Origin of the sequence: Pseudomonas sp. A014 (assembly GCF_052378495.1) — a bacterium.
In the GTDB taxonomy this organism is placed as follows: Bacteria; Pseudomonadota; Gammaproteobacteria; order Pseudomonadales; family Pseudomonadaceae; genus Aquipseudomonas; species Aquipseudomonas machongensis.
Genome location: NZ_CP199001.1, coordinates 5128233 through 5151187, shown reverse-complemented (window position 1 = coordinate 5151187; position 22955 = coordinate 5128233). Strand labels below are relative to the sequence as shown.

Below are 22955 nucleotides of genomic sequence, written 5' to 3'. Positions count from 1 at the left end.
GGGCGGGGCCAGGCTCAGTAGCGACTAACCCAACACCTCGCGCAACCGCCCTCGATCCACCTTCCCGTGCCACCAGGCAATCGCCAGGCACGCCACGCAATTGCCCAACACATTGGTCACCGACCGGCATTTCATCAGCCGCTCCACGCCGATCAACAAACCGATGCTCTCCAGCGGCACGATGTCCAGCACGCTCAGGGTCGCAGCCAGGGTGACGAAGGCCGAGCCGGCCACGCTGGTCGAGCCGAGCGAGGTGAACAGGCTGACCAGCACGATGGTCGCCAGCAGCGAGGGAGTCAGGTCGATATGCCCAAGCTGTGCGAGAAACAGCACCGCGACGATCAGGTACAGGCTCGAGCCATTGAGGTTGAAGCTGTAGCCGGCAGTGAGGGTCAGGCGCAGGGTCTGGCTGTCGCAACCCGCCGCTTCGAGCTTTTCTACCAGGCGCGGCAGGGCGGCCACCGACGAGCCGGTCGAGATCACCAGCAGCAATTCTTCCTTGATGTAGCCCACCAGCCGCGCCAGGCGACAGCCGAGCAGACGCATCACCAGCAGCGGCACCAGCAGCAGGTAGGCCAGGCACGCGGCGTAGGCAACAACGACGAACTTGGCCAGGGGAATGGCGGCGTCCAGGCCGTACTTGCCGATGATGAAGGCGATGGCACCAAACGCGGCCAGCGGCGCGAAGCTGACGATCAGGCGCATGATGCGGAACATCCAGGCCATGGTCCGGTCGAGCTGGCGGGTCAGGCGTCGGCCGGTTTCGCCGCTGCGCCCCAACAGCAGGCCACACACCAGTGCGGCCAGCAGCACCTTGAGGATCGGGCTTTCTTCCAGCGAGTCGAGCAGCAGGGTCGGCAGGCGCGAGAGCATCGGACCGTCGCCGGCCAGCAGCGGCACCGACCACACATGGCTGGAGCTTTCCAACCCCGCACCAGGGCGCAGCAGCAAAGCCACCGCCAGTCCAATCAGCAGCGAAAGCAACGACATCAGTTGCCAGTAGGCCATGGCCTTGAGGCCGAGGCGGGCGGTGGCGCGGTAGTCGCTCAGGGCGGCGGTGCTGGAGCAGACCAGGATGAACATCACCACCGGGGCACAGACGCCGATGATGGAAATGAACAGGTCACTGAGCGGCTTCATCTGCACCGCCAGGTCCGGCTGCCAGACGCCCAGCAGCGCACCGGCCAGCAGTGCGAGCAGGAGCAGGGCGAGGTCTGAACGAGAGCGATTGCGGATCATCGGCAGTTTTTGTTTTTTTCCGGTTTGCCGATTCTAGCGTGAATGGTGCGAGGACTGCGCATGCGCCACAATGCTCCTCGCCACCCGTCCCCGGAGCCTGCATGGAACTTCGTCACCTTCGTTACTTCGTCATGGTCGCCCAGGAAAAGCACTTCACCCGTGCCGCCGCGCGGCTGAACATGCAGCAACCGCCACTCAGCCAGCAGATCCGCGCACTGGAACAGGAACTGGGCTTCGACCTGTTCATCCGCCATGCCAAGGGTGTCGACCTTACCGCTGGCGGCGAGGTGTTCCTTCAAGAGGCACTGGACATCCTGCAACGGGTCGAGAACGGTGCGCAGAAGGCGGCGCGCACGGCCAAGGGCATAGAGGGCAACCTCAAGGTCGGCTTCACCAGCTCGGCGGCGTCCCATCCATTGATCCCCCGCATCATCCGGCGCTACCGCGACTTGTACCCGGACGTCGATATCGCCTTGCACGAAGGCAACGCCCGCGAACTGACCGACGAGGTGAGCGACGACAGTGTCGATATCGGCATCCTTCGCGCGCCGGTCGACCGCCCACGCGGCATCGCCTATCACCGGTTGCTCAACGAAGAACTGGTGCTGACCCTGCCGGTTGGCCATCGCCTGCTCGACAGCGGTGCGGCCATTGCGCTCAAGGACCTGGCCGACGAGCCGTTCATCCTGGTGCGCCGCCCGGGGGCGCCGGGGATGTACGCCAATTTGCTGCAGGCGTGTCGCAATGCCGGGTTCGAGCCGAAGGTGGCGTTCGAGGTCGAGCGCATGCTGACCAACGTCAGCCTGGTGGCCGCAGGTGCCGGGGTGTCGGTGGTGCCGACCTCGATGCGCGGCTTTCACGAGCACAGCGTGGCCTACCGGCCGATTCGCGATGCCCGGCCCCGGCTGGCGGCGCCGATTACCCTGCTGTGCCGGCAGGACAACCCGTCGCCGCAGGCGGTGAATTTTGTGGCGTTGGCGCGGGAGCTGGGCAGCGAGTTGCGCCGTGAACGACGGGAGGCCGGTGGTGCTGCGTTAGCTACAGGCTAATGACAACGCGGCGCCAGGCTAACAAGGGCTGGGCGCTGGAAGGGTAGGGTGGTAGCAACACTGCAAGGCCTGCGGCGAAGCGATTTTGGCCGACAGGCTTGTGGTGGCTGTTCCGGCCTCATCGCGGGACAAGCCCGCTCCCACAGGTGCCCCGACGACTCCGAAACCTGCGGAACACCTGTGGGAGCGGGCTTGTCCCGCGATGAGGCCCTGAAGATCACCCCCCCTTCGAGAGCCTCAACATGTCATCCGCCCGCTTCACCCTGTTCACTGCCTCGGCGGTGTGCGCACTGATCATCCTCGACACCAATATCGTCGCGGTCAGCCTGCCCAGCATCGCTCGTGACCTGTCCGGCTCGTTCGCCGACATCGAATGGGTAGTCAGCGCCTACCTGCTGGCCTTCGCCGCAGCCCTGCTACCGGCCGGCAGCCTGGCCGATCGTTTCGGCCGACGGCGCATGCTGCAACTGGGGCTGGGCCTGTTCGGCCTGGCCTCGCTGGCCTGCGGCGCCGCGCCGACACTGATGTTTCTCGACCTGGCCCGGGCCGCCAAGGGCCTTGGTGCGGCGCTGCTGCTTACCGCCGCGCTGGCGGCCATCGGTCACCGCTTCCACGAACCCGAGGAGCGCCTGCGCGCCTGGGCGTTCTGGGGCGCGTGCATGGGCGCGACCATCACCTTCGCACCGCTGCTTGGCGGCCTGATCGCCAGCACCTTGGGCTGGCGCTGGATCTTCTACATCAACCTGCCACTGGTGGTGGTGCTGGCGTTCATGGTCCGGCGCAGCATCGAGGAATCACGCGACAGCGCTGCCGCGCGCCTGGATCCGTTCGGCAGCCTGACCTTCGCGGGTGCGCTGGGCTACCTGATCTGGGCGCTGATCGATGCCAACCGCGTCGGCTGGGACAGCGCCCCCACCCTCGGCCGCCTGGTAATCGCGGCGTTCCTGTTCTTCCTCTTCGTGCTGGTCGAGCGCAACCAGTCGCGGCCGATGATCGACCTGCAACTGATGCGCAGCGGGCGCTTCATCGGTGCTCTGCTCGGCATGTTCGCCTATGCCGCCTGCGCCCAAGTGATGATGACCCTGCTGCCGCTGTACTTGCAGAACGGCCTGCAACTGCCAGCGCTGGCCGCAGGTGCAGGCATGCTGCCGTTCGCCCTGGCGATGCTGCTGACACCCCGCCTGGGCATGCGCCTGTCGGCACGGCTCGGCTCGGCGCGCGTGTTCGCCCTGGGGTTGCTGCTGGTGGGGCTGGGCAACCTCTTGTGTTCGGCGGCAGCCGCGTACGGCGGTTATACCCCCTTCGCCCTGGCCAGCCTGGTGCTTGGCGCCGGGGCTGGGCTGCTCAATGGCGATACGCAGAAGAACATCATGGCCTGCGTACCGCGCGAGCGCACCGGCATGGCTTCGGGGTTGAGCACCACCACCCGCTTCGGCGCAATCGTGCTGGCCATCGGTGTGCTGGGCGGGATTCTGGCCAGCCGCAGCGGGCAGTTGTTGCGTGAGGCGGTGGCGGGCGTGGCGCCGGGGCAGCTGGACAAGGTCGGCGACATGGCGACCCGGGTCGCGGCGGGCGATCTGCCGGCGGCGCTGGCGGTGGTCGATCCGAGTCTGCGCGACACCCTCGCGCCGCTGGCACGCCAAGCCTTCGTCGGCGGTTTCGAAGCGGTGCTGACCAGTGCCGGGGTGGCCGCGCTGGTGTTCGCCGTGGTGGTCGGGCTGCTGCTGAACCGGCCACTTCCCGTGCCAGTCACGCAGCCGACCTGATGATTTAATTTCATGGTCGTTATCAATCAACGCGATTAGAAGGCTTCACATTCTCTGGGTATAAAGCATGCAAAAAATGATGGCAAAAAGCTTTTATGCACTCGGGGGAGGACACCATGTTCAGAGGAATCAGCATCACCATGAGGTTGGCGCTGGGGTTTGCATTGGTCGTTGGGTTGATGCTGGTCATCACCGCCATCGGCGTGCATCGGGTGGGCGGGATCGACGCGTTGCTCACCGAAGTCAGCAGCAACACCACGGTCAAGCAGCGCTATGCGATCAACCTGCGCGGCAGCGTGCATGACCGCGCCATCGCCATCCGCGATGCCGTGCTGACCCACGATGATGGCCAGCTTTCGGGCTTCCTCCAGGACATCAAGCGCCTGGACGACTTCTACCAGACCTCCGCCGTGCCGCTGGCCAAGATGCTCGGCGAGCCCAAGGCTGGTGCTGACGAGCAACGCCTGCAGCAGCAGATCCAGGGTATCGAGCGTACCGCCCAGGCCGCCACCGCGCAGTTGCTGGAGCTGCGCCACAAGGGCGATTTCGAGCAGGCACAGGCGCTGTTGCTGGCCCAGGTCGCGCCGGCGTACAAGGAATGGCTGCGCAGTATCAACGCCTTCATCGACCTGCAGGAGAAGGATGTAGTGCGCGACATCGGCATCGTGCGTGACAGCGCTTCGGGCTTTGCCGGTTTGATGCTCTGGGCCGCGGCCCTGGCTGCGCTGCTCAGCGTCGCCGCCTCGCTGCTGATCATCCGCAGCATTCGCTCGACCCTGGGCGCCGAGCCCGAGGAAGTGGCGCAACTGCTGCGTGGCCTGGCCCGTGGCGAGATCGACCAGAGCGTACGCAGCCAGCATCCGGACAGCGTGATGGGCGCGCTGGGCACCACCAACCGTCACCTCACCGAGATCATCGCCCAGGTCAACCAGGTGGCGACCGACCTGGTCGCCTCGTCCAGCCGCATGAGCCAGGGCGCTGCCGCCAACCAGGGGCGCATGCAGCAGCAGAGCGACGATACTCAGCACATGGCCAGCGCCGTGTCGCAACTGGTGGCCGCGATCAACGAGATCGCCGGTTACGCCGCCGCGGCCGCGCGGGCCTCCGAGGCGGCCGACCAGGAAGTGGATGCTGGCAAGACCGTGGTCGAAGGTACCGCCAGCTCCATGCACGAGCTGGCCCAGGTGCTGGAGTCGGCCACCGAGGCGGTGTTGCAGGTCGCCTCTGACAGCCAGGCCATCGAGAGCATCATCGAGGTGATCAACTCCATCGCCGAGCGCACCAACCTGCTGGCGCTCAATGCCGCGATCGAGGCGGCGCGTGCCGGCGAGTTCGGCCGGGGCTTCGCGGTGGTCGCCGACGAGGTGCGCTCGCTGGCCAACCGCACCCAGGAGTCGACTCGCGAGATCCGCGGCATGATCGGCAAGCTGCAGGAGGGTGCCGGCAAGACTGCGCAGATCGTCGGCGACAGCCGCGAGCTGGCGCAGGGCACGGTGGAGCGTACCCAGGTCGCACAGCGTTCGCTGAACGAGATCCGTCGCGAGGTGGCAGCGATCAGCCAGATGAACAACCAGATCGCCGCGGCTTCGTCGCAGCAGGATGTGGCAGCGAGCATGCTCAGCCAGGACATCAATCGCATCCACGCCTCCTCGCGTGATGCCCACGCAGGTTCCACGCGCCTGGCCGGGGACAGCCAGGAGCTGCTGGAGCTGGCGGATGCGCTGGGCAGCCGCATGGGCTTCTTCAAGACTGCCGGGTAGTCCCTGCAGGCCCGGCCTCTTCGCGGGTAAACCCGCTCCTACAGGGATTGTGAGCTCCTGTGGGAGCGGGTTTACCCGCGAAAAGGCCAACACAGCCCTAAACCCTGTTCGATAAAAAAGAACGCTCAACCACCCCTTCGATAAACCATACTGCGGAAAAACAACAGGTGTTTTTCCGCATGATGACCCTGCGTCAGATTCGCCACTTCATCGCCGTCGCCGAAACCGGCTCGATCTCCGCCGCCGCGCAGGCGGTGTTCATCTCCCAGTCGACCCTCACCCAGGCGATCCAGCAACTGGAAGACGAGATCGGCGTGACCCTGTTCACCCGCCACGCCAAAGGCATGAGCCTGACCCACCAGGGCCACCAGTTCCTGCGCCAGGCGCACCTGATCCTGGCCACCGTGGAAAACGCCAAGCGCAGCCTGCAGCAGAGCACCGACCAGGTCGATGGCCTGCTCACCATCGGCGTCACCAGCCTGGTCGCCGGCTATTACCTGGCCGACCTGATCACCCGCTTCCAGCACGCCTATCCCAATGTCCAAACCCGCGTGGTGGAGGACGAGCGTCCCTACATCGAGCATCTGCTGGTGGCCGGCGAGATCGATGTCGGCGTGCTGATCCTGTCCAATCTCGAAGATCGCCACGCCCTGCAGACCGAAGTGCTCACCCACTCGCCACACCGCCTGTGGCTGCCGCCGCGCCATCCGCTGCTCGAGCGCGACAGCATCAGCCTGGCCGATGTCGCGGGCGAGCCGCTGATCCAGCTCAACGCCGATGAAATGGGCCTGCACACCCAGCGCATCTGGAGCCGTGCCGGGCTTACGCCCAAGGTCACCTTGCGCACCGCGTCGGTGGAAGCGGTGCGCAGCCTGGTGGCGGCGGGGCTTGGGCTGTCGATCCAGGCCGACATGACCTACCGCCCGTGGTCGCTGGAAGGCGACATCATCGAAGCCCGCCCGCTGGCCGACCTCAACGAGACGCTCGACGTGGGCCTGGCCTGGCGCCGGGGCACGGCGCGCACGCCGCTGGTGGACCCGTTCCTGACATTGGCCAGGGGGCAGGGCAGCCAGCGCAAGGTATCGCTTTAATCGAACGAGACTTTCTATATTTAGAATTTGTGAAGCTGCCTGTCGGGCCCTAGTCTCGTTTCTAGTGGACGCGCCCGACCCACAGCGGAGGCGCCATGCACGACGACACGAAAAAAAGAAGAAGTCCGAAAATGCCCACCAGTCTTCCGCTGTACAGCGCGCAGTTGATCGATGGCCACCTGGTTGCCGGGGAAGGGCTGGTCGAGCCCATCGTCAACCCGGCGACCGGCGAGTTGCTGCTGAATGTCGGCGAAGCCTCCCTCGAACAACTTGAGCGCGCGGTACAGGCGGCCCAGCGCGCCTTTGCCGGCTGGTCGCGCACGACCCCTGCGCAACGCGCTGCCATCTTGCTCGCCATTGCCGACGCCATCGACGCCAATGCCGACCTGCTCGCCCGTCTCGAGGCGCTGAACTGCGGCAAGCCCCTGCACCTGGCGCGCCAGGACGATATTCCCGCCACTGCCGATGTGTTCCGTTTCTTTGCCGGGGCCGTGCGCTGTCAGCAGGGTCAGCTCACTGGCGAGTACGTCGCTGGGCACACCAGCATGGTGCGCCGCGACCCGGTGGGTGTGGTGGCGTCGATCGCGCCGTGGAACTACCCACTGATGATGGCGGCGTGGAAGATCGCCCCCGCCCTGGCCGCAGGCAACACCCTGGTGTTCAAGCCGTCCGAACACACGCCGCTTTCGATCCTGGCCTTGGCGCCGTTGCTGGTCGACATCCTGCCGCCTGGCGTACTGAACATCGTCTGCGGAGGCGGCGAGGCGGTCGGCAGCCATCTGGTCGGCCACCCCAAGGTGCGCATGGTGTCGCTGACCGGCGATATCGTCACCGGCCAGAAGATCCTCCAGGCCGCTTCGCGCACGCTCAAGCGCACCCACCTGGAACTCGGCGGCAAGGCCCCGGTGATCGTCTGCGACGATGCCGACCTGGAGGCCGTGGTGCAGGGCATTCGCACCCATGGTTACTACAACGCCGGGCAAGACTGCACCGCCGCCTGCCGCATCTACGCCCAGGCTGGCATCCACGACCGGCTGGTGGCCGCACTGGGCGACGCGGTGGGCAATATCCGCTTCGCCCGCAAGAAAGACGCCGACAACGAGATCGGCCCGCTGATCAGCGCCCGCCAGCGCGACCGCGTGGCCAGCTTCGTCGAGCGCGCCCTGGGCCAGCCACACATCGAGCGGGTGACCGGTGCCGCGGTGCATTCGGGCCCCGGCTTCTACTACCAGCCTACGCTGCTGGCCGGCTGCCGCCAGCAGGACGAGATCGTCCAGCGCGAGGTGTTCGGGCCGGTGGTCACCGTGACCCGCTTCGAACACCTGTCCCAGGCGCTGGACTGGGCCAACGACTCCGAATACGGCCTGGCCTCCTCGGTGTGGACGCAGAACCTCGACAAGGCCTTCCAGATCGCCAACCGCCTGCAATACGGCTGCACCTGGATCAACACCCATTTCATGCTGGCCAGCGAGATGCCCCATGGCGGGCTCAAGCGCTCCGGCTACGGCAAGGACCTCTCTAGCGACTCGCTGCAGGACTACAGCGTGGTGCGCCACATCATGGCGCGTCACGGCGAGCTGCTCGACTGACACAAGAATCCGCTGGCGCCGCCAGGGACGTTGTTCGCTTGATACTGCCCCGACAATAGAAAGAACAATTTGGGAGATGAACGATGTACAAGACAGCGTTGCTCAGCGGGCTCGCCACCGCGCTCCTGGCCAGTGGCAGCCTCCAGGCCGCCGAAGCCCTGAAGGAAGTCGGCAAGGGCGAGGGCCAGCTCGATATCGTCGCCTGGCCGGGTTATATCGAACGTGGCGAGTCGGACAAGGCCTATGACTGGGTCAGCAAGTTCGAGCAGGACACGGGTTGCAAGGTCAACGTCAAGACCGCTGCCACCTCCGACGAGATGGTCAGCCTGATGGCCAAGGGTGGCTACGACCTGGTCACCGCTTCGGGCGATGCCTCGCTGCGGTTGATCTATGGCAAGCGTGTACAGCCGATCGACCCGAAACTGATCCCCAACTGGAAGAACCTCGACCCGCGCCTGCACGACGCACCCTGGTACACCGTCGATGGCAAGACCTACGGCACGCCCTACCAGTGGGGCCCGAACCTGCTGATGTACAACACCAAGGTGTTCCCCGCCGCACCGGATAGCTGGAAAGCCGTATTCGAGGCCGAGAACCTGCCCGATGGCAAGCCGAACAAGGGCCGTGTGCAAGCCTACGACGGCCCGATCTACATTGCTGACGCCGCGCTCTACCTCAAGGCGACCCAGCCGGCGCTGGGCATCAGCGACCCGTACCAACTCGATGAAAAGCAGTACGCCGCCGTGCTCGACCTGCTGCGCAAGCAGCACGCCTTGATCCACCGTTACTGGCACGACACCACGGTGCAGATGAGCGACTTCAAGAACGAAGGCGTCGCCGCTTCCAGTGCCTGGCCTTACCAGGCCAACGCGCTCAAGGCCGAGGGCCAGCCGATCGCTACGGTATTCCCGAAGGAGGGCGTCACCGGGTGGGCCGACACCACCATGCTGCATGTCGAGGCCAAGCATCCCAACTGCGCCTACAAGTGGATGGACTGGTCGCTGCAGGACAAGGTGCAGGGTGACGTGGCGGCCTGGTTCGGTTCGTTGCCAGCGGTGCCGCAGGGCTGCAAGGCCAGCGAATTGCTGGGCGCCGAGGGCTGCAAGACCAACGGCTTCGACCAGTTCGACAAGATCGCCTTCTGGAAGACCCCGCAGGCCGAGGGTGGCAAGTTCGTGCCCTATAGCCGCTGGACCCAGGACTACATCGCGATCATGGGCGGGCGCTAGGCCGGGCGCTTGCCTGGGCCGGCCTCATCGCGGGGCAAGCCCGCTCCCACAGGATACTTGCAGCCCTGTGGGAGCGGGCTTGTCCCGCGATGAGGGCGGCAGAGACACCACAAAACCACCCTTCACCCCGGAGCCTCCACCATGCCCCCAGCCGTCCAGTTCACCCAGGTCTCCCGTCAGTTCGGCGAGGTGAAGGCCGTCGACCAGGTGTCGATCGACATCCAGGACGGCGAATTCTTTTCCATGCTCGGCCCCTCGGGCTCGGGCAAGACCACCTGCCTGCGCCTGATCGCAGGTTTCGAGCAGCCCAGCGCAGGCTCCATCCGCATCCATGGCTTCGAAGCCGCCGGTCTGCCGCCCTACCAGCGTGACGTCAACACGGTGTTCCAGGACTATGCGCTGTTCCCGCACATGAACGTGCTGGACAACGTCGCCTATGGCCTGAAGGTCAAGGGCGTGGCCCGCACCGAGCGCTTGCAGCGTGCCGAGCAGGCGCTGGAGATGGTCGCCCTCGGCGGCTATGGCACGCGCAAGCCGGTACAGCTTTCCGGCGGGCAGCGCCAGCGCGTGGCCCTGGCCCGCGCGCTGGTCAACCGTCCGCGGGTGCTGCTGCTCGACGAGCCGCTGGGGGCGCTCGACCTCAAGCTGCGCGAGCAGATGCAGGGCGAACTCAAGCGCCTGCAACGCCAACTGGGCATTACCTTCATCTTCGTCACCCACGACCAGAGCGAAGCGCTGTCGATGTCCGACCGCGTCGCGGTATTCAACAAAGGGCGCATCGAACAGGTCGACACCCCACGCAACCTGTACATGAAACCGGCCACCGCCTTTGTCGCCGAATTCGTCGGCACCTCCAACGTGTTGCGTGGCGAACTCGCCAGCCAACTGATCGGTGATGCCCGGCCGTTCTCCATTCGCCCCGAGCACATTCGCTTCGCCTTGGGCGAACGGGGAGCCAGCGACGTGGAGGTCAGCGGCCTGCTGCACGATATCCAGTACCAGGGCGCCGCAACGCGCTATGAGATCCGCCTGGACAATGGCCAGCACCTGAGCCTGAGCCAGGCCAACAGCCAGTGGGGCGACGGCCCGGCCAGCCACCAGCCGGGCCAGCGCGTCACCGCCCGCTGGGCGCGCGAGGCCATGGTGGCGCTGAGCGAGGGCGTGTGAGATGAGCCTGACCCTCGATGCCACGGCGCCGGTAGTCCGCCACGGCGCCCTGCGCGGGCTGTCCAACCTGCTGTACCGCAAGCCGACGCTGTACCTGTCGCTGCTGCTGGTGCCGCCGCTGCTGTGGTTCGGCGCGATCTACCTGGGCTCGTTGCTGACGTTGTTGTGGCAGGGCTTCTACACCTTCGACGATTTCACCATGACGGTGACGCCGAGCCTGACCTGGGCCAACTTTGCCGCGCTGTTCACCCCGGCCAACTTCGACATCATCCAGCGCACCGTGCTGATGGCCGTGGCGGTGTCCATCGCCAGTGCTGCGCTGGCGTTTCCTATCGCCTACTACATGGCGCGTTACACCAGCGGCAAGACCAAGGCGTTCTTCTACATCGCGGTGATGCTGCCGATGTGGGCCAGCTACATCGTCAAGGCCTATGCCTGGACCCTGCTGCTGGCCAAGGGCGGGGTGGCCATGTGGTTCGTACAACACCTGGGGCTGGAGCCGTTGCTGAACCTGCTGCTGGGCGTGCCCGGTGTGGGCGGCAACACCTTGTCGACCTCGAACCTGGGGCGCTTCCTGGTGTTCGTCTACATCTGGCTGCCGTTCATGATCCTGCCGATCCAGGCCTCGCTGGAGCGCCTGCCGCCGTCGCTGCTGCAGGCCTCGGCCGACCTCGGGGCGCAACCGCGCCAGACCTTCATGCAGGTGATCCTGCCGCTGTCGGTGCCCGGCATCGCCGCGGGCTCGATCTTCACCTTCAGCCTCACCCTTGGTGACTTCATCGTGCCGTCGCTGGTCGGGCCGCCGGGCTACTTCATCGGCGGCATGGTCTACGCCCAGCAGGGCGCCATCGGCAACATGCCCATGGCTGCGGCCTTCACCCTGGTGCCGATCGTGCTGATCGCCGTCTACCTGTCCATCGTCAAACGCCTGGGGGCCTTCGATGCACTCTGAAAAAGCGTCCTGGGGGCTGAAGCTTGCGGCCTGGGGAGGGCTGGTGTTCCTGCACTTCCCGATCCTGATCATCTTCCTGTACGCCTTCAACACCGAAGAGGCCGCGTTCAGCTTTCCACCGCAGGGCTTCACCCTGCATTGGTTCAGTGTGGCGTTTGCCCGCCAGGACGTGCTCGATGCCGTGACCCTGTCGGTGAAGATCGCCGCCCTGGCCACGCTGATCGCCATGGTGCTGGGCACGCTGGCGGCGGCTGCGTTGTACCGGCGTGATTTCTTCGGCAAGGAAAGCATCTCGCTGATGCTGATCCTGCCGATCGCCTTGCCCGGCATCATCACCGGCATTGCGTTGCTGTCGGCATTCAAGACCCTGGGCATCGAGCCCGGTTTCATGACCATCGTCGTCGGGCACGCGACCTTTTGCGTGGTGATCGTCTACAACAACGTCATCGCCCGCTTCAGGCGCACCTCGCACAGCCTGATCGAAGCCTCGATGGACCTGGGCGCCGACGGCTGGCAGACCTTCCGCTACGTGATCCTGCCTAACCTCGGCTCGGCGCTGCTGGCTGGCGGCATGCTGGCGTTCGCCCTGTCGTTCGACGAAATCATCGTCACCACTTTCACCGCCGGTCATGAACGCACCTTGCCGATCTGGCTGCTCAACCAGCTCGGTCGCCCGCGCGATGTGCCGGTGACCAATGTGGTGGCGATGCTGGTCATGCTGGTGACCATGCTGCCGATCCTGGGCGCCTACTACCTGACCAAAGGTGGCGAAGGCGTTGCCGGCAGCGGCAAGTGAACACGCGAACAAGAACCTGAGAAAAGGAGCGCTTCATGCAAACCAAACTGCTCATCAACGGCCAACTGGTCGCCGGTGAAGGCGAGTCGCTCGCCGTGCTCAACCCGGCGCTCGGCACCACCCTGGTGGAAATTGCCGAAGCCACGCCGGCCCAGGTCGACATCGCCGTGCGTGCAGCCGATGCGGCGTTCGAAGGCTGGTCCCAGACCGCCCCCAAGGATCGCTCGCTGCTGTTGCTCAAGCTGGCCGATGCCATCGATGCGCACGCCGAGGAACTGGCGCGGCTGGAGTCGAACAACTGTGGCAAACCCTATCAGGCTGCGTTGAACGACGAACTGCCGGCAGTCGCCGATGTGTTCCGCTTCTTCGCCGGCGCCAGCCGTGTGCTGCAGGGCTCGGCGGCGGGTGAGTACCTGCCGGGGCACACCTCGATGATCCGCCGCGACCCGGTGGGTGTGGTGGCGTCGATCGCACCATGGAACTACCCGTTGATGATGGCCGCCTGGAAGCTTGGCCCGGCCTTGGCGGCGGGCAATACCGTGGTGCTCAAGCCGTCCGAGCAGACGCCGCTGACGGCCCTGCGCCTGGGCGAGCTGATGGCGGGCATCTTCCCGGCGGGTGTGGTCAACCTGGTGTTCGGCCGAGGCCCGAGCGTGGGCGAGCCGCTGACGACCCATCCCAAGGTGCGCATGGTCTCGCTGACCGGCTCCGTGGCGACCGGCAGCCGCATCATCGCCGGCACCGCCGATACCGTGAAGCGTATGCACATGGAGTTGGGCGGCAAGGCGCCGGTGATCATCTTCGACGATGCCGACATCGATGCCGCCGTCGAAGGTATCCGTGCGTTCGGCTTCTACAACGCCGGGCAGGACTGCACGGCGGCCTGCCGGTTGTATGTGCAGAAGGGTGTATACCAGGCCTTCGTCGACAAGCTCACGGCTGCGGTGGCGAGCATTCGTATTGGCGAGCAGAACGATCCCGAGACCGAGCTGGGGCCGCTGATTACCCAGCAGCACCTGGAGCGTGTCAGCGGTTTCGTCGAGCGGGCGCGGCAGGTGCCGCATATCCAGGTCACCACTGGCGGCAAGCGAGCCGACCGGGCGGGGTTCTTCTTCGAACCGACGGTATTGGCCGGCGCGCAGCAGGACGATGAAGTGGTGCGGCGCGAGATCTTCGGGCCGGTGGTGTCGGTGACCGAGTTCAGCGACGAGGCCCAGGCGCTGGAGTGGGCCAACGACTCGGACTATGGGCTGGCGTCGTCGGTTTGGACCCAGGACATTGGCCGCGCGCACCGGCTGGCGGCGCGCTTGCAGTATGGCTGCACCTGGGTGAACACCCATTTCATGCTGGTCAGCGAGATGCCCCATGGCGGGGTGAAGTTGTCCGGGTATGGCAAGGACATGTCGATGTATGGGCTGGAGGATTACACGGCCATTCGGCATGTGATGATCAAGCACTGATCGGCGTTGGGTTCATCGCTGTTCTCAAAGCCTGCGGTTTACTGTGGGTGTGGCAACGCGCCGTTGTCGAAAGCAGTGATGAACCTGTGGGAGCGGATTCACCCGCGAACCAGGGCGAAGCCCTGGCCGATACACCGTGGTGAATTCATCGCGGGGCAAGCCCGCTCCTACAGGGTGCGGGCTTGCCCCGCACCTCAGCCTCCCACCATCTCCTGCGGCCTGACGTACGCGTCGTACTCCTGCGCCGTCAACAGCCCCAGCGCCACCGCCGCTTCCTTGGGCGTCAGCCCCTCGTCCGCCGCCTTGCGGGTAATGCGCGCCACCTGGTCGTAACCCAGCACCGGGTTCAAGGCCGTGGCCAGCAGCAGCGAGCCTTCCACATTGCGCGCGAGCACCGCGTGATTCACCTCCAGCCCCGCCAGCAGCTTGTCGGTGAAGATCGTCACGCTCTCGGCCAGCACGCTGATCGACTGCAGCACGTTGTGGATGATCACCGGTTTGGCGACGTTCAACTCGAACAGGCTCGAGGCCCCGGCCACCGACACCGTGGTGTGGTTGCCCATCACCTGCATGCAGGCCTGGGCCAGGACCTCGGCGATGGTCGGATTACGCTTGCCGGGCATGATCGAAGACGTCAGCCCGTCATCAGGCACCACCAGCTCGCCCAGCCCGCAGCGCGGGCCGGAGCTGAGCAGGCGGATGTCATTGGCCTGCTTGGTCAACGACACCGCCAGCACGTTCAGCACTCCCGATACCTCGACGAACACGTCGTGGGTGCCCATGCCCTCGAACTTGCACGGGTTGGCGGTGAAGCGGGTCTGGGTGATCAGCGACAGCTCTTCGCAAAAAGCCTCGGCAAAGCCTGGCGGCGTGTTGAGCCCGGTCCCTACCGCCGTGCCGCCCTGGGGCAGGCTGTCGAGCCGTGGCAGGCAGCCTTGCACGCGCTCGATGCCGTGGGCGATCTGCGCGGCGAAACTGGCGAAGGCCTGGCCCATGGTCATCGGTACCGCGTCCATCAGGTGGGTACGGCCGATCTTCAGCACGTCATGCCACTGTCGGGCCTTGGCCTGCAGCTCGGCGTGCAGGTGAGCAAGCGCCGGCAGCAGGTCGCGACCGAGGGCAACGCGGGTGGCCAGGTGCATCACCGTCGGGAAGGTGTCGTTGGACGACTGCGAAGCATTGACGTGATCGTTCGGGTGCACCGGCGCCTTGGTGCCCAGCGCCTGCCCTAGCAACTGGTTGGCACGGTTGGCGATCACCTCGTTGGCGTTCATGTTGGTCTGGGTGCCAGAGCCGGTCTGCCACAGTGTCAGCGGGAAATGGCGGTCGAAGTGGCCGTCGGCGAGTTCTTGCGCGGCCTGCTCGATCACCTTGGCCAGCCCCGCATCCAGCGCGCCCAGGCGCCGGTTGGCACGGGCGCTGGCCAGTTTCTGCTGGCCGAAGGCGTGCAGCAGGACCGGCGGGAACTGCTCGCGGCCGGCACCGAACACGCCGATGGCGCGTTGGGTCTGGGCACCCCAGTACTTGTCTTCGGGGATCTGCACCGGGCCGAAGGCGTCGTGTTCGATACGAACGTTCTGCATGTCGTTCTCCATGGCTCAGAGTGGCGCCGCAGCGCTGCGCCCGAGCACTCGCTGGTACTCGCCCTGGGCCTGCTGCTCGGAGAATTCGCCCGACCATTTGGCGACCACCACGGTAGCGATGCTGTTGCCGATGGTGTTGCAGGTGGCGATGGCCATGGACATGAAGCGGTACACGCCGAACAGCAATGCCAGGCCCTCGACCGGCAGGTGGCCGATGGCGGTCACGGTGGCGGCGAACACCACGAAGCTGCCGCCGGACACTGCCGCCGCGCCCTTGGAGGTCACCAGCATGATGGCGATGATGCCCAGTTGCTGCTCCCAGCTCAGCGGCACGCCATAGGCGTTGGCGATGAACAGCACGCACAGCGACATGTAGATCGAGGTGCCATCGAGGTTGAAGGCATAGCCGGTGGGCAGCACCAGCCCCACGCTCTGCTTGGAGCAGCCGAACTTCTCGAGCTTCTGCAGCAGGCGCGGCAGGGCGCTTTCCGACGAGGCGGTGCCCAGCACGATGAACACTTCATCCTTGATGTAGGTGAGGAAGCGCCACAGGCTGAACCCGCTGATCCGGCACACCGCGCCCAGCACCACGAAGATGAAGAACAGCACCGCGACGTAGAACATCAGCACCAGGTTGGCCAGCGACATCAGCACCGCGGTGCCATTGCTGCCCACGGCGTAGGCGACCGAGCCGAAGGCGCCCAGCGGGGCGAGTTTCATGATCAGGTTGATGAACTCGAAGAAACACTCCGAGACGCGATTCAGCCCGTCCTCGACCACTGCCCGGCGCTCGGCCTTGAGGGCCAGCAGGGCGAAGCCGAACAGCACCGAGATCACCAGCACTTGCAGCAGTTGGCCACCGGCGAAGGCCCCGACGAAGTTGTCAGGAAAGATGCCGTAGATGAAGTCCAGGGTCGATTGCGGCGCGTGGCCCTTGGCAACGGCTGCCGCTGCGGCCGCCGAGGTGGCGCTGTTGGGGTGGGCATCGTGCATTCCCGAGCCGATGTCGATCAGGTTGCCCCAGCCAAGGCCGATGGCCAGGGCGAGGGTGGAGACCACCTCGAAGTAGATCAGCGCGCGGATGCCGACCTTGCCGACGCGGCGGATATCACCGGCCGAGGCGATGCCGTGGACCACGGTGAAGAACACCAGTGGCGCCACGGCGGTCTTGATCAGCTTGAGAAAGATGTCGCCGAGGATCTTGAACTTGGCCGCAAGCTCCGGGGCGATGAAGCCGAAGGCGATGCCGATCAGCATGGCAGCGACGACCTGGAAGGTCAGGTCGCGGTAGAACGGTTTTGCGGGTGCAGATGACATGGTCGAATTCTCATTGTTGTCGTTGTCGAGAAAACCCCGCGGGCCCGGGTGAGCCCGCGTCTTGCATCAACGTGGCACGCGGCCGGGGCGTTCCAGGGCGCGGTCGACCATCTGCGGTGCCAGGCCCAGGTAATTGGCCGGATCGGTCAGGCGCTCGAGTTCGGCACGCGGCAGGCGGGCGCGGACCTCGGCATCGCGCAGCAGCGCATCGAGCAGGCTGACGTTCTCGTCGTTGGCCACGCGGCAGGCGGCGTACACCACATCGTGGGCCACCTGGCGGCCCAGCTCCGGCGCGAGGCCCATCATCACCGCCTCGGCAACGATCAGGCCGCGGGTCATGTCGAGGTTCTGGCGCATGCGTTCGGTGCGCACTTCAAGGCCGGCAAGCATAAATTTCGCCTGGCCCAGCGAGGCGGCGGTGAGGGCGAACGCTTCGGGAATGGCGATCCACTCGGCCTGCCAAGGACCGGTGGAGCGTTCGAAGTCCTGGATCATCGCATCGAGCATCAGTCCGGCTTGCTGGCGTACACCCTTGGCGGCGGCGTACATCAGTTCGCAGGAGATCGGGTTGCGCTTCTGCGGCATGGTGCTGCTGGCGCCACGCCCTTTGACGAAGGGCTCGTAGGCCTCGCCCAGCTCGCTGGTCATCATCATCATCACGTCCAGCGCGACCTTGCCCAGCGAACCGGTGACCAACCCCAGGAAGTTAAGGGCCTCGGCCAGGCCATCGCGGGCCACGTGCCAGGTGGCCTGCGGCACGTTCAGGCCAAGCTCGGCCATCAGCGCCTCCTGCACTTCCAGGCCTTTGTCGCCGAGGGAGGCGAGGGTGCCTGCGGCGCCCGCGAACTGACCCACTTCAACCCGTGGACGCAGCTCGACCAGGCGTTCGGCATGGCGGTCGAACATGCTCAGCCAGACCGCGCACTTGTAGCCGAAGGTGATCGGCAGGGCATGCTGCAGGTGGGTGCGGCCGGCCATGGGGGTGTCGCGATAGCGCTGCGCGAGCCCGGCGAGCAGGCCGCGCACGGCGAGGATGTCGCGCTCGACGATGGCCAGTGCGGCGCGCACCTGCAGCACCACGGCGGTGTCCATGATGTCCTGGGTGGTGGCGCCCCAGTGCAGGTAGCGCCCGGCTTCGCCGCAGGTCTTCGACAGTTGTTCGACCAGAGGCAGGATCGGGTAGCCGACGATCTCGGTCTCGTGCTGCATCAGAGCCAGGTCGAGCGAGGCGTAGGTGGCCTTGGCGGCGATCTGCTCGGCAGCGGCGGCGGGGATCACGCCACAGCGCGCCTCGGCACGGGCCAGGGCGACCTCGACTTCGATGTAACGCTCGATCAGCGCCTGGTCGGAGAACACTCCGCGCATTTCGGCGGTGCCGAACATGTCGCGGAACAGGGAGGAGTCGAAGACGGTGGTGGACATGGCGGATCCTTTTTGTTCGGTATTTGTTCGTTTTTAGTCGAACTTAATTAATACATCCGAACAAAATGGTCTGCCACATTTGATACACTGTCAAGCCTTCGCCTTCCGTGAACATGAGCCTTGAATGAGCACCCGCGGCCGCTACACCGATATCGCCAGAGACCTCACCGACAAGATTGCCCGGGGCGATCACCCGGTCGGCTCGCTGCTGCCCACCGAGCTTGAGCTGTGCGACCTGTATGGCGTGGGGCGGCACACCGTGCGTGCGGCGATCGATCAGTTGCAGGGTCAGGGGATGGTGTCGAGGCGACGGAAGGTCGGCACCCGGGTCGAGGCGGCAGCGCCGCGCAGCGGTTACTCACAAGCGATCGATTCGATCACCGACCTGGTTCAGGTGGCCGAATCGCATGTGCGGGAGATCCAGGGGGTGCGCCATTTCGTGGCGGACATCGCGCTGGCCAGACGACTTGGGCTGACGCCAGGGGGGCATTATTTCTGCGTGTCGAGCATCAAGGTCGAGAGTGGCGAGCATCGTTATCCGCTGTGCTGGACGGATGTATATGCCGAGCAGCGCTTCGCCGACGTGGTGTCCGAGGCCGAGGCCCATCCGGGCGAGCTGATCGCTGCCCTGATCGGCAAGGCGTTTGCCAAGAGCATCGAGGCGGTGGATCAGGAAGTGAGCCCGGTGCAGCTCACTGCGGAGCTCAGTGCGAGCCTGAAGGCGCCCAGCGGGGATCTGGGGCTGAACATCATTCGCCAGTACCGCGACCAGGATGGCGAGATCATCTCGGTGTCGGAGACGGTCTACCCGCGCGACCGTTTCAAGCTGGTGATGCACATGACCCGTGCGCAGCGGTGACAGTGTTGACCCTGTGGGAGCGGGGCTTGCCCGCGAAAAAGACAGCGCGCTGCCTGGCACGGGCTACGCCCGTGTTCGCGGGACAAGTCGCAGCGGCGAACCGCCGCTCCCACAGGGTATTGGGAGCCAATCTGGAGTGGCACTGAACGGCCAAACCACCAAAGCCCTTGAATCAGTTGCTCGGCCGCTGCTTGGTCGCATCCAGCTCGGCTTTCTTGCCTGTCGTCACTTCAGTGATCTTCGCCGACTTTTCGATCGCCAGGTCGAAGGTGTCCTGCATCTTGGCGATGGCGTCGGTCGGGGTGCCGGCCAGGCCGCCCTTGGCTGCCCAGTCGAAGTTCCACACCCCGGACAGGTTGTCGGCGCCGGGTACGTCATGGGTTTCGATGGCAGTGAACACATCCGGGTGGCGCTGCATGTATTTCGCCGCATCCGACACATTGGCCGGCACGTTGCCTGACTTGTTGTCGGCCAGCTTGTCGAGTTCGTCCTTGGTGATGGCCGACTTGCCGGTCTGGCGCATGTAATCGGCGATCACCTGGCTCGACTTGGCGGTGTCCAGGCGGTTGTCGAAGGCTGAGCTCGAGGCTTTTGGAGTGTTGGACCCGCTACCAGCGGGGGTGATGGTAGACATTGGCGCTGCTCCCGAAACGGAAATGAAGGGGTCGTCTTGATGACGGCTCCGGACGGTAGCATGGGCAATTGGCTAGTATTGTGAGGCTTCACAACGATTCACAACAGCTCACAGCTTTCACAGCGCAGGCGATCACTCCATACCCGGCGGATGCCCGTGGTAGGCCTTGTAGGCGTTGCTGAAATTGGCCGGGTTGGCATAGCCCAGGCGATAGGCAATCTGTGCCACCTGCCATTTGCGTTGCAGCAACAACGTGCGGGCCAGCTCCATGCGCTGCTGGCGCAGGTACTGCAGCATCGACTGGCCGAACACCTTGGCGAAGGCGCGGCGCAGGGTGGTTTCGCCCACCCCTAGCTGTCGGGCCAGCGCCAGGCTGCCGGGCGGGTCGACCAGGTTCAGGTCGAGCAGGCGCCGCGCCTCATGGGCCAGGTCGCGCTGGCCGCGAACCGTCGGCGCAGGCGCCAGCGGGCGGTTGCCGAGGTGCGTGGCCAGTTCCACCAGCACGGCGAGGCTCAGGCTTTCCTGGTGCAGGCGCTTGAGCGTGCCGTGGTAGGGCGAATGGTAGAGCTGCTGCAGCAGGCGACCCAGCGCCGGGCAGCGTTCGAAATCGGTGAATTTCATGCCGTCGTCGAGCAACCCGATCAAGGATTGCAGGTGCGGATCTTCCTCGGCCAGTTCGCGCAGATAGTCGGCACCGACGCGCAACCCGGCCATGCGCGCGTGGCTGTCGGCGGGCAACTGGTCGAAGGCTTCCATGTGCTCGCTCAGGCCCAGCGCATAGGTCTTGCCGGTGAGGTAGTGGTTGAGCTGGCCGTCGACCCGGTGCTGCCATTGGCCGCTGAGCATGTGCACCAGGCACAGGCTGTCGGGCAACACCTTGTGGATGCGCAGCGGCTCGGGAAATTGCAGGTCGCAGTCGAAGTACTGCAGGTGCGCACGCACGGTGTGGGCGCGGTAATGACCGATCGCACTGCCCATGACGTGGCTGGCGGCGCTGTCGAGGACGCCCGCCTGGGCCAGCGAGCCAGGGCGGTCGAAGCTGAACTGCATGTCCAGGTAAGGGGTCCAGCGTTCCATCTGCCAAGCCTGTCCATAGGGTGTCGTGGCGGGTGGCGGAATGTTAACGCGAACACGCCTCGGGCGTCAGCCGTTGTGCGCGACGGCCTGTTTGTTGTGCGCAGCGGCCAGGCCGGTTGGCAGGCTGGCCCATGCCCCTTTCAATACAAGGCCCCAGAATTTCGAGGAGCAAGCAGTATGTCGATTCATCGCAGATGGGCGGCCGGCATGGTCGCAGCGCTGGCGCTTGTGGGCGCCATGGCCCAGGCCGAGGAGCGTCCATCGGTGGCCGAAAAGGTCGTGGCGTATGCCGGCGAGCAGGGCGTGAAGGTCTGGACCCTGCGTATCGGTGAGCGCAGCGCCAACGAGGCGCTGGTGCAGGTCGAGGGCGTCGACCACGACTGGAACATGCGCATCCAGAAGATGAAAGTCGAGAAGACCGACAAGCTGACCCGCTACTACACCACGATCGACGGCCAAAAGTTCGCTGCACTGGTGATCCAGGGTTCGGACAGCTGGAGCGCCAGCGAACTGTACCTGCCGGGCGAAGCCCAGGCGCTGAAGATCGGCTACTCGCAGTCCCTGTCCGAACAGGGTAACGCCCAGGCGTTCCTGACCGATTACCTCAATGCCCGTAACGAGTAAGCCATGACCACGCCACAACACCCTGATCCCTCCCTTTCTCCCGATGAGTACGGCCAGTCCCGAGCGGCCCAGCGCGACCGCGTGATCGCCGAACTGCGTCTGATGATCGAGCGAGTTCCTGAGCAGACCGAATTCACCAACTCCCGACGCTACAAGCTGTGGGGCCCGATCATGTTGCTGGTATCGCTGGGCATGCTGGCGATGGCCATCAACATGGGGCGAACCGGGCTGACGGTATGCGCTGGCTTCCTGGTCGTGTTTTCCCTGCTCGTCACCTGGCAGCACCGGGACGCGGGCAAGCAGGTGTTCATGCGCCTGACCCGTCGTCAGCTGTTCGTCGATACGCTCGATGCGCCGATCGAAATGGCCGAGGTGCAGGACATCCTGGTCAAGGACGAAGGGCTGCTGACCCTGCAGAAACTCACGCTCGACTCTCACGCCCATCTGCCCACGCACCATGTGGCGAGGTTGCAGGTATTCGGCAACCAGGCCATGGCGCTGAACAAACCCGAGCCGCATGTACGCATCCACTCTGCCGGGCTGATGACCGGTGGGCGCAAGCTGGACTGCGACGAAATCGCTGCGCTGCTGGGTGCCTACCGCGACGCCGCCTGTGCACAGCAGCAACTGGATGCCCTGCAGGTTCATGGCTGACACCGACCGGGAAACCTTGCTGGCCTGGCTCAGGGCTCACGCGGAGGAGTCCTGCAAGCCATGGGCGCTGCACGAATCGTCGCGTGGCAAGGCGCTGGCCTGTGCGTTGCTGGCGTTTTCGCTGGTGTTGGTCGGCGGCTGGCTGGCCAGTTTGCCTGCGCAGTGGCAGATGCAATCCGGGCACTGGTTGCTGTGGGGGCCTGGCGTGCTGTTGCTGGTTGCCGGCATGGCTGGGCTGGCGCTCGCCGAGGGGCTGCGCCGCCGACATGGCAAGTGTGTGTTGAGTGTGACTGACGACTCTGTGCTGTTCGCCAACTCGCACGCGCCGACGCCCTTGTCCTGTTTCGATGGGTTCGAAATCGACCAGCGTCACCTGAGCATGACGCTGGTGTTTTCGCTGGCAGCCATCAGCCGTGCGCCGCAGCTCGCGCCGGCCTGCTTCAAGTCACTGGTGGCGCCGGATGCGTGGCCAGTGGCCGGTGGCTTACGGGTGAAGTTGTGGCTGTGCACGCCGGTGGTGGACGGGCGACGCGTCGATCTGCAGGCGCTGACCGACCGGCTGTATGTCTGCATGGAAGCGGCGCAGGCGCGGCGTACGCTGGGGCAGTTGGGTGAGCTTCCCTGACTGCCCAATCCCGGTGGGAGCGGCGGTTCGCCGCTGCGACTTGTCCCGCGATCACCGGCGTA

Annotated in this window: 20 protein-coding genes and 1 pseudogene; 15 read left to right on the top strand and 6 right to left on the bottom strand. The window is 65.4% G+C overall.

Features of this window, described 5'->3' with window-relative positions:
• Positions 1–24 precede the first annotated feature (24 nt).
• The gene (locus ACTYOL_RS23995) at positions 25–1239 is read right to left on the bottom strand and encodes a cation:dicarboxylate symporter family transporter (protein ID WP_444757204.1); all 1215 of its coding nucleotides are present in this window, start codon (positions 1237–1239) and stop codon (positions 25–27) included.
• 101 nt (positions 1240–1340) lie between these two features.
• Here ACTYOL_RS23995 and ACTYOL_RS23990 point away from each other — a divergent pair, with 101 nt between their 5' ends.
• From ACTYOL_RS23990 to ACTYOL_RS23940, 11 genes and pseudogenes are all read left to right on the top strand, one after another.
• Positions 1341–2288: a LysR substrate-binding domain-containing protein gene (locus tag ACTYOL_RS23990; RefSeq protein WP_063546177.1), complete on the top strand. Its 948-nt coding sequence runs from the start codon at positions 1341–1343 to the stop codon at positions 2286–2288.
• A gap of 242 nt (positions 2289–2530) precedes the next feature.
• Positions 2531–4054, top strand: coding sequence for an MFS transporter (locus ACTYOL_RS23985; protein ID WP_444757203.1), 1524 nt, complete (start codon positions 2531–2533; stop codon positions 4052–4054).
• A gap of 95 nt (positions 4055–4149) precedes the next feature.
• Positions 4150–4686 (top strand): annotated as a pseudogene (locus ACTYOL_RS23980) (MCP four helix bundle domain-containing protein); the annotation flags it as partial.
• 66 nt (positions 4687–4752) lie between these two features.
• Positions 4753–5814 (top strand): methyl-accepting chemotaxis protein, encoded by a 1062-nt coding sequence (locus tag ACTYOL_RS23975; RefSeq protein WP_371926312.1) that lies wholly within the window; start codon positions 4753–4755, stop codon positions 5812–5814.
• Between the two features lie 179 nt (positions 5815–5993).
• On the top strand, positions 5994–6905 hold the full coding sequence (locus ACTYOL_RS23970; protein ID WP_054895270.1) for a LysR family transcriptional regulator: 912 nt from the start codon (positions 5994–5996) through the stop codon (positions 6903–6905).
• A 131-nt stretch (positions 6906–7036) separates the two neighbouring features.
• A complete protein-coding gene (locus ACTYOL_RS23965; protein WP_232233634.1) occupies positions 7037–8494 on the top strand; it encodes a gamma-aminobutyraldehyde dehydrogenase in 1458 nt (485 codons plus the stop codon).
• 83 nt (positions 8495–8577) lie between these two features.
• On the top strand, positions 8578–9723 hold the full coding sequence (gene ydcS, locus ACTYOL_RS23960) for a putative ABC transporter substrate-binding protein YdcS (RefSeq protein ID WP_054895268.1): 1146 nt from the start codon (positions 8578–8580) through the stop codon (positions 9721–9723).
• 141 nt (positions 9724–9864) lie between these two features.
• A complete protein-coding gene (locus tag ACTYOL_RS23955; RefSeq protein ID WP_444757202.1) occupies positions 9865–10890 on the top strand; it encodes an ABC transporter ATP-binding protein in 1026 nt (341 codons plus the stop codon).
• Position 10891: 1 nt separating this feature from the next.
• On the top strand, positions 10892–11842 hold the full coding sequence (locus ACTYOL_RS23950; protein WP_054895266.1) for an ABC transporter permease: 951 nt from the start codon (positions 10892–10894) through the stop codon (positions 11840–11842).
• Complete coding sequence (locus ACTYOL_RS23945) at positions 11832–12638, top strand: ABC transporter permease (RefSeq protein ID WP_063546171.1); 807 nt, start codon at positions 11832–11834, stop codon at positions 12636–12638. The genes ACTYOL_RS23950 and ACTYOL_RS23945 overlap by 11 nt, the downstream gene beginning before the upstream one ends.
• A 35-nt stretch (positions 12639–12673) precedes the next feature.
• Positions 12674–14098, top strand: coding sequence for a gamma-aminobutyraldehyde dehydrogenase (locus ACTYOL_RS23940; protein WP_444757201.1), 1425 nt, complete (start codon positions 12674–12676; stop codon positions 14096–14098).
• Between the two features lie 194 nt (positions 14099–14292).
• Here ACTYOL_RS23940 and ACTYOL_RS23935 read toward each other — a convergent pair whose 3' ends face one another.
• From ACTYOL_RS23935 to ACTYOL_RS23925, 3 genes are all read right to left on the bottom strand, one after another.
• Positions 14293–15681, bottom strand: coding sequence for a class II fumarate hydratase (locus ACTYOL_RS23935; protein WP_444757200.1), 1389 nt, complete (start codon positions 15679–15681; stop codon positions 14293–14295).
• 15 nt (positions 15682–15696) lie between these two features.
• A complete protein-coding gene (gene dctA, locus ACTYOL_RS23930) occupies positions 15697–16998 on the bottom strand; it encodes a C4-dicarboxylate transporter DctA (RefSeq protein WP_054895262.1) in 1302 nt (433 codons plus the stop codon).
• 66 nt (positions 16999–17064) lie between these two features.
• Positions 17065–18420 (bottom strand): class-II fumarase/aspartase family protein, encoded by a 1356-nt coding sequence (locus tag ACTYOL_RS23925; RefSeq protein ID WP_444757199.1) that lies wholly within the window; start codon positions 18418–18420, stop codon positions 17065–17067.
• Between the two features lie 124 nt (positions 18421–18544).
• Between ACTYOL_RS23925 and ACTYOL_RS23920 the strand changes: the two genes are divergently transcribed.
• Positions 18545–19279, top strand: a complete 735-nt coding sequence (locus ACTYOL_RS23920; RefSeq protein ID WP_197893292.1) for a GntR family transcriptional regulator — start codon at positions 18545–18547, stop codon at positions 19277–19279.
• Positions 19280–19451: 172 nt separating this feature from the next.
• On the opposite strand, the gene ACTYOL_RS23915 is transcribed toward ACTYOL_RS23920, so the two are convergent.
• Complete coding sequence (locus ACTYOL_RS23915) at positions 19452–19913, bottom strand: hypothetical protein (RefSeq protein WP_054895259.1); 462 nt, start codon at positions 19911–19913, stop codon at positions 19452–19454.
• A gap of 132 nt (positions 19914–20045) precedes the next feature.
• The gene (locus ACTYOL_RS23910) at positions 20046–20990 is read right to left on the bottom strand and encodes a helix-turn-helix transcriptional regulator (RefSeq protein WP_125931386.1); all 945 of its coding nucleotides are present in this window, start codon (positions 20988–20990) and stop codon (positions 20046–20048) included.
• A 177-nt stretch (positions 20991–21167) separates the two neighbouring features.
• Between ACTYOL_RS23910 and ACTYOL_RS23905 the strand changes: the two genes are divergently transcribed.
• The 3 genes from ACTYOL_RS23905 to ACTYOL_RS23895 are packed head-to-tail and all read left to right on the top strand — an operon-like array spanning position 21168 to position 22893.
• Positions 21168–21614 (top strand): hypothetical protein, encoded by a 447-nt coding sequence (locus ACTYOL_RS23905; RefSeq protein ID WP_200603047.1) that lies wholly within the window; start codon positions 21168–21170, stop codon positions 21612–21614.
• Positions 21615–21617: 3 nt separating this feature from the next.
• Complete coding sequence (locus ACTYOL_RS23900; RefSeq protein WP_151925041.1) at positions 21618–22268, top strand: hypothetical protein; 651 nt, start codon at positions 21618–21620, stop codon at positions 22266–22268.
• Positions 22261–22893 (top strand): hypothetical protein, encoded by a 633-nt coding sequence (locus ACTYOL_RS23895; protein ID WP_444757198.1) that lies wholly within the window; start codon positions 22261–22263, stop codon positions 22891–22893. The genes ACTYOL_RS23900 and ACTYOL_RS23895 overlap by 8 nt, the downstream gene beginning before the upstream one ends.
• Positions 22894–22955: the final 62 nt, after the last annotated feature.

Excerpts from the sequence above, each read along its gene's own strand:
- ACTYOL_RS23995 (WP_444757204.1), bottom strand. The coding sequence starts at position 1,239 with ATGATCCGCAATCGCTCTCGTTCAGACCTCGCCCTGCTCCTGCTCGCA.
- ACTYOL_RS23990 (WP_063546177.1), top strand. The coding sequence starts at position 1,341 with ATGGAACTTCGTCACCTTCGTTACTTCGTCATGGTCGCCCAGGAAAAG.
- ACTYOL_RS23985 (WP_444757203.1), top strand. The coding sequence starts at position 2,531 with ATGTCATCCGCCCGCTTCACCCTGTTCACTGCCTCGGCGGTGTGCGCA.
- ACTYOL_RS23975 (WP_371926312.1), top strand. The coding sequence starts at position 4,753 with ATGCTCTGGGCCGCGGCCCTGGCTGCGCTGCTCAGCGTCGCCGCCTCG.
- ACTYOL_RS23970 (WP_054895270.1), top strand. The coding sequence starts at position 5,994 with ATGATGACCCTGCGTCAGATTCGCCACTTCATCGCCGTCGCCGAAACC.
- ACTYOL_RS23965 (WP_232233634.1), top strand. The coding sequence starts at position 7,037 with ATGCCCACCAGTCTTCCGCTGTACAGCGCGCAGTTGATCGATGGCCAC.
- ydcS (WP_054895268.1), top strand. The coding sequence starts at position 8,578 with ATGTACAAGACAGCGTTGCTCAGCGGGCTCGCCACCGCGCTCCTGGCC.
- ACTYOL_RS23955 (WP_444757202.1), top strand. The coding sequence starts at position 9,865 with ATGCCCCCAGCCGTCCAGTTCACCCAGGTCTCCCGTCAGTTCGGCGAG.
- ACTYOL_RS23950 (WP_054895266.1), top strand. The coding sequence starts at position 10,892 with ATGAGCCTGACCCTCGATGCCACGGCGCCGGTAGTCCGCCACGGCGCC.
- ACTYOL_RS23945 (WP_063546171.1), top strand. The coding sequence starts at position 11,832 with ATGCACTCTGAAAAAGCGTCCTGGGGGCTGAAGCTTGCGGCCTGGGGA.
- ACTYOL_RS23940 (WP_444757201.1), top strand. The coding sequence starts at position 12,674 with ATGCAAACCAAACTGCTCATCAACGGCCAACTGGTCGCCGGTGAAGGC.
- ACTYOL_RS23935 (WP_444757200.1), bottom strand. The coding sequence starts at position 15,681 with ATGCAGAACGTTCGTATCGAACACGACGCCTTCGGCCCGGTGCAGATC.
- dctA (WP_054895262.1), bottom strand. The coding sequence starts at position 16,998 with ATGTCATCTGCACCCGCAAAACCGTTCTACCGCGACCTGACCTTCCAG.
- ACTYOL_RS23925 (WP_444757199.1), bottom strand. The coding sequence starts at position 18,420 with ATGTCCACCACCGTCTTCGACTCCTCCCTGTTCCGCGACATGTTCGGC.
- ACTYOL_RS23920 (WP_197893292.1), top strand. The coding sequence starts at position 18,545 with ATGAGCACCCGCGGCCGCTACACCGATATCGCCAGAGACCTCACCGAC.
- ACTYOL_RS23915 (WP_054895259.1), bottom strand. The coding sequence starts at position 19,913 with ATGTCTACCATCACCCCCGCTGGTAGCGGGTCCAACACTCCAAAAGCC.
- ACTYOL_RS23910 (WP_125931386.1), bottom strand. The coding sequence starts at position 20,990 with ATGGAACGCTGGACCCCTTACCTGGACATGCAGTTCAGCTTCGACCGC.
- ACTYOL_RS23905 (WP_200603047.1), top strand. The coding sequence starts at position 21,168 with ATGTCGATTCATCGCAGATGGGCGGCCGGCATGGTCGCAGCGCTGGCG.
- ACTYOL_RS23900 (WP_151925041.1), top strand. The coding sequence starts at position 21,618 with ATGACCACGCCACAACACCCTGATCCCTCCCTTTCTCCCGATGAGTAC.
- ACTYOL_RS23895 (WP_444757198.1), top strand. The coding sequence starts at position 22,261 with ATGGCTGACACCGACCGGGAAACCTTGCTGGCCTGGCTCAGGGCTCAC.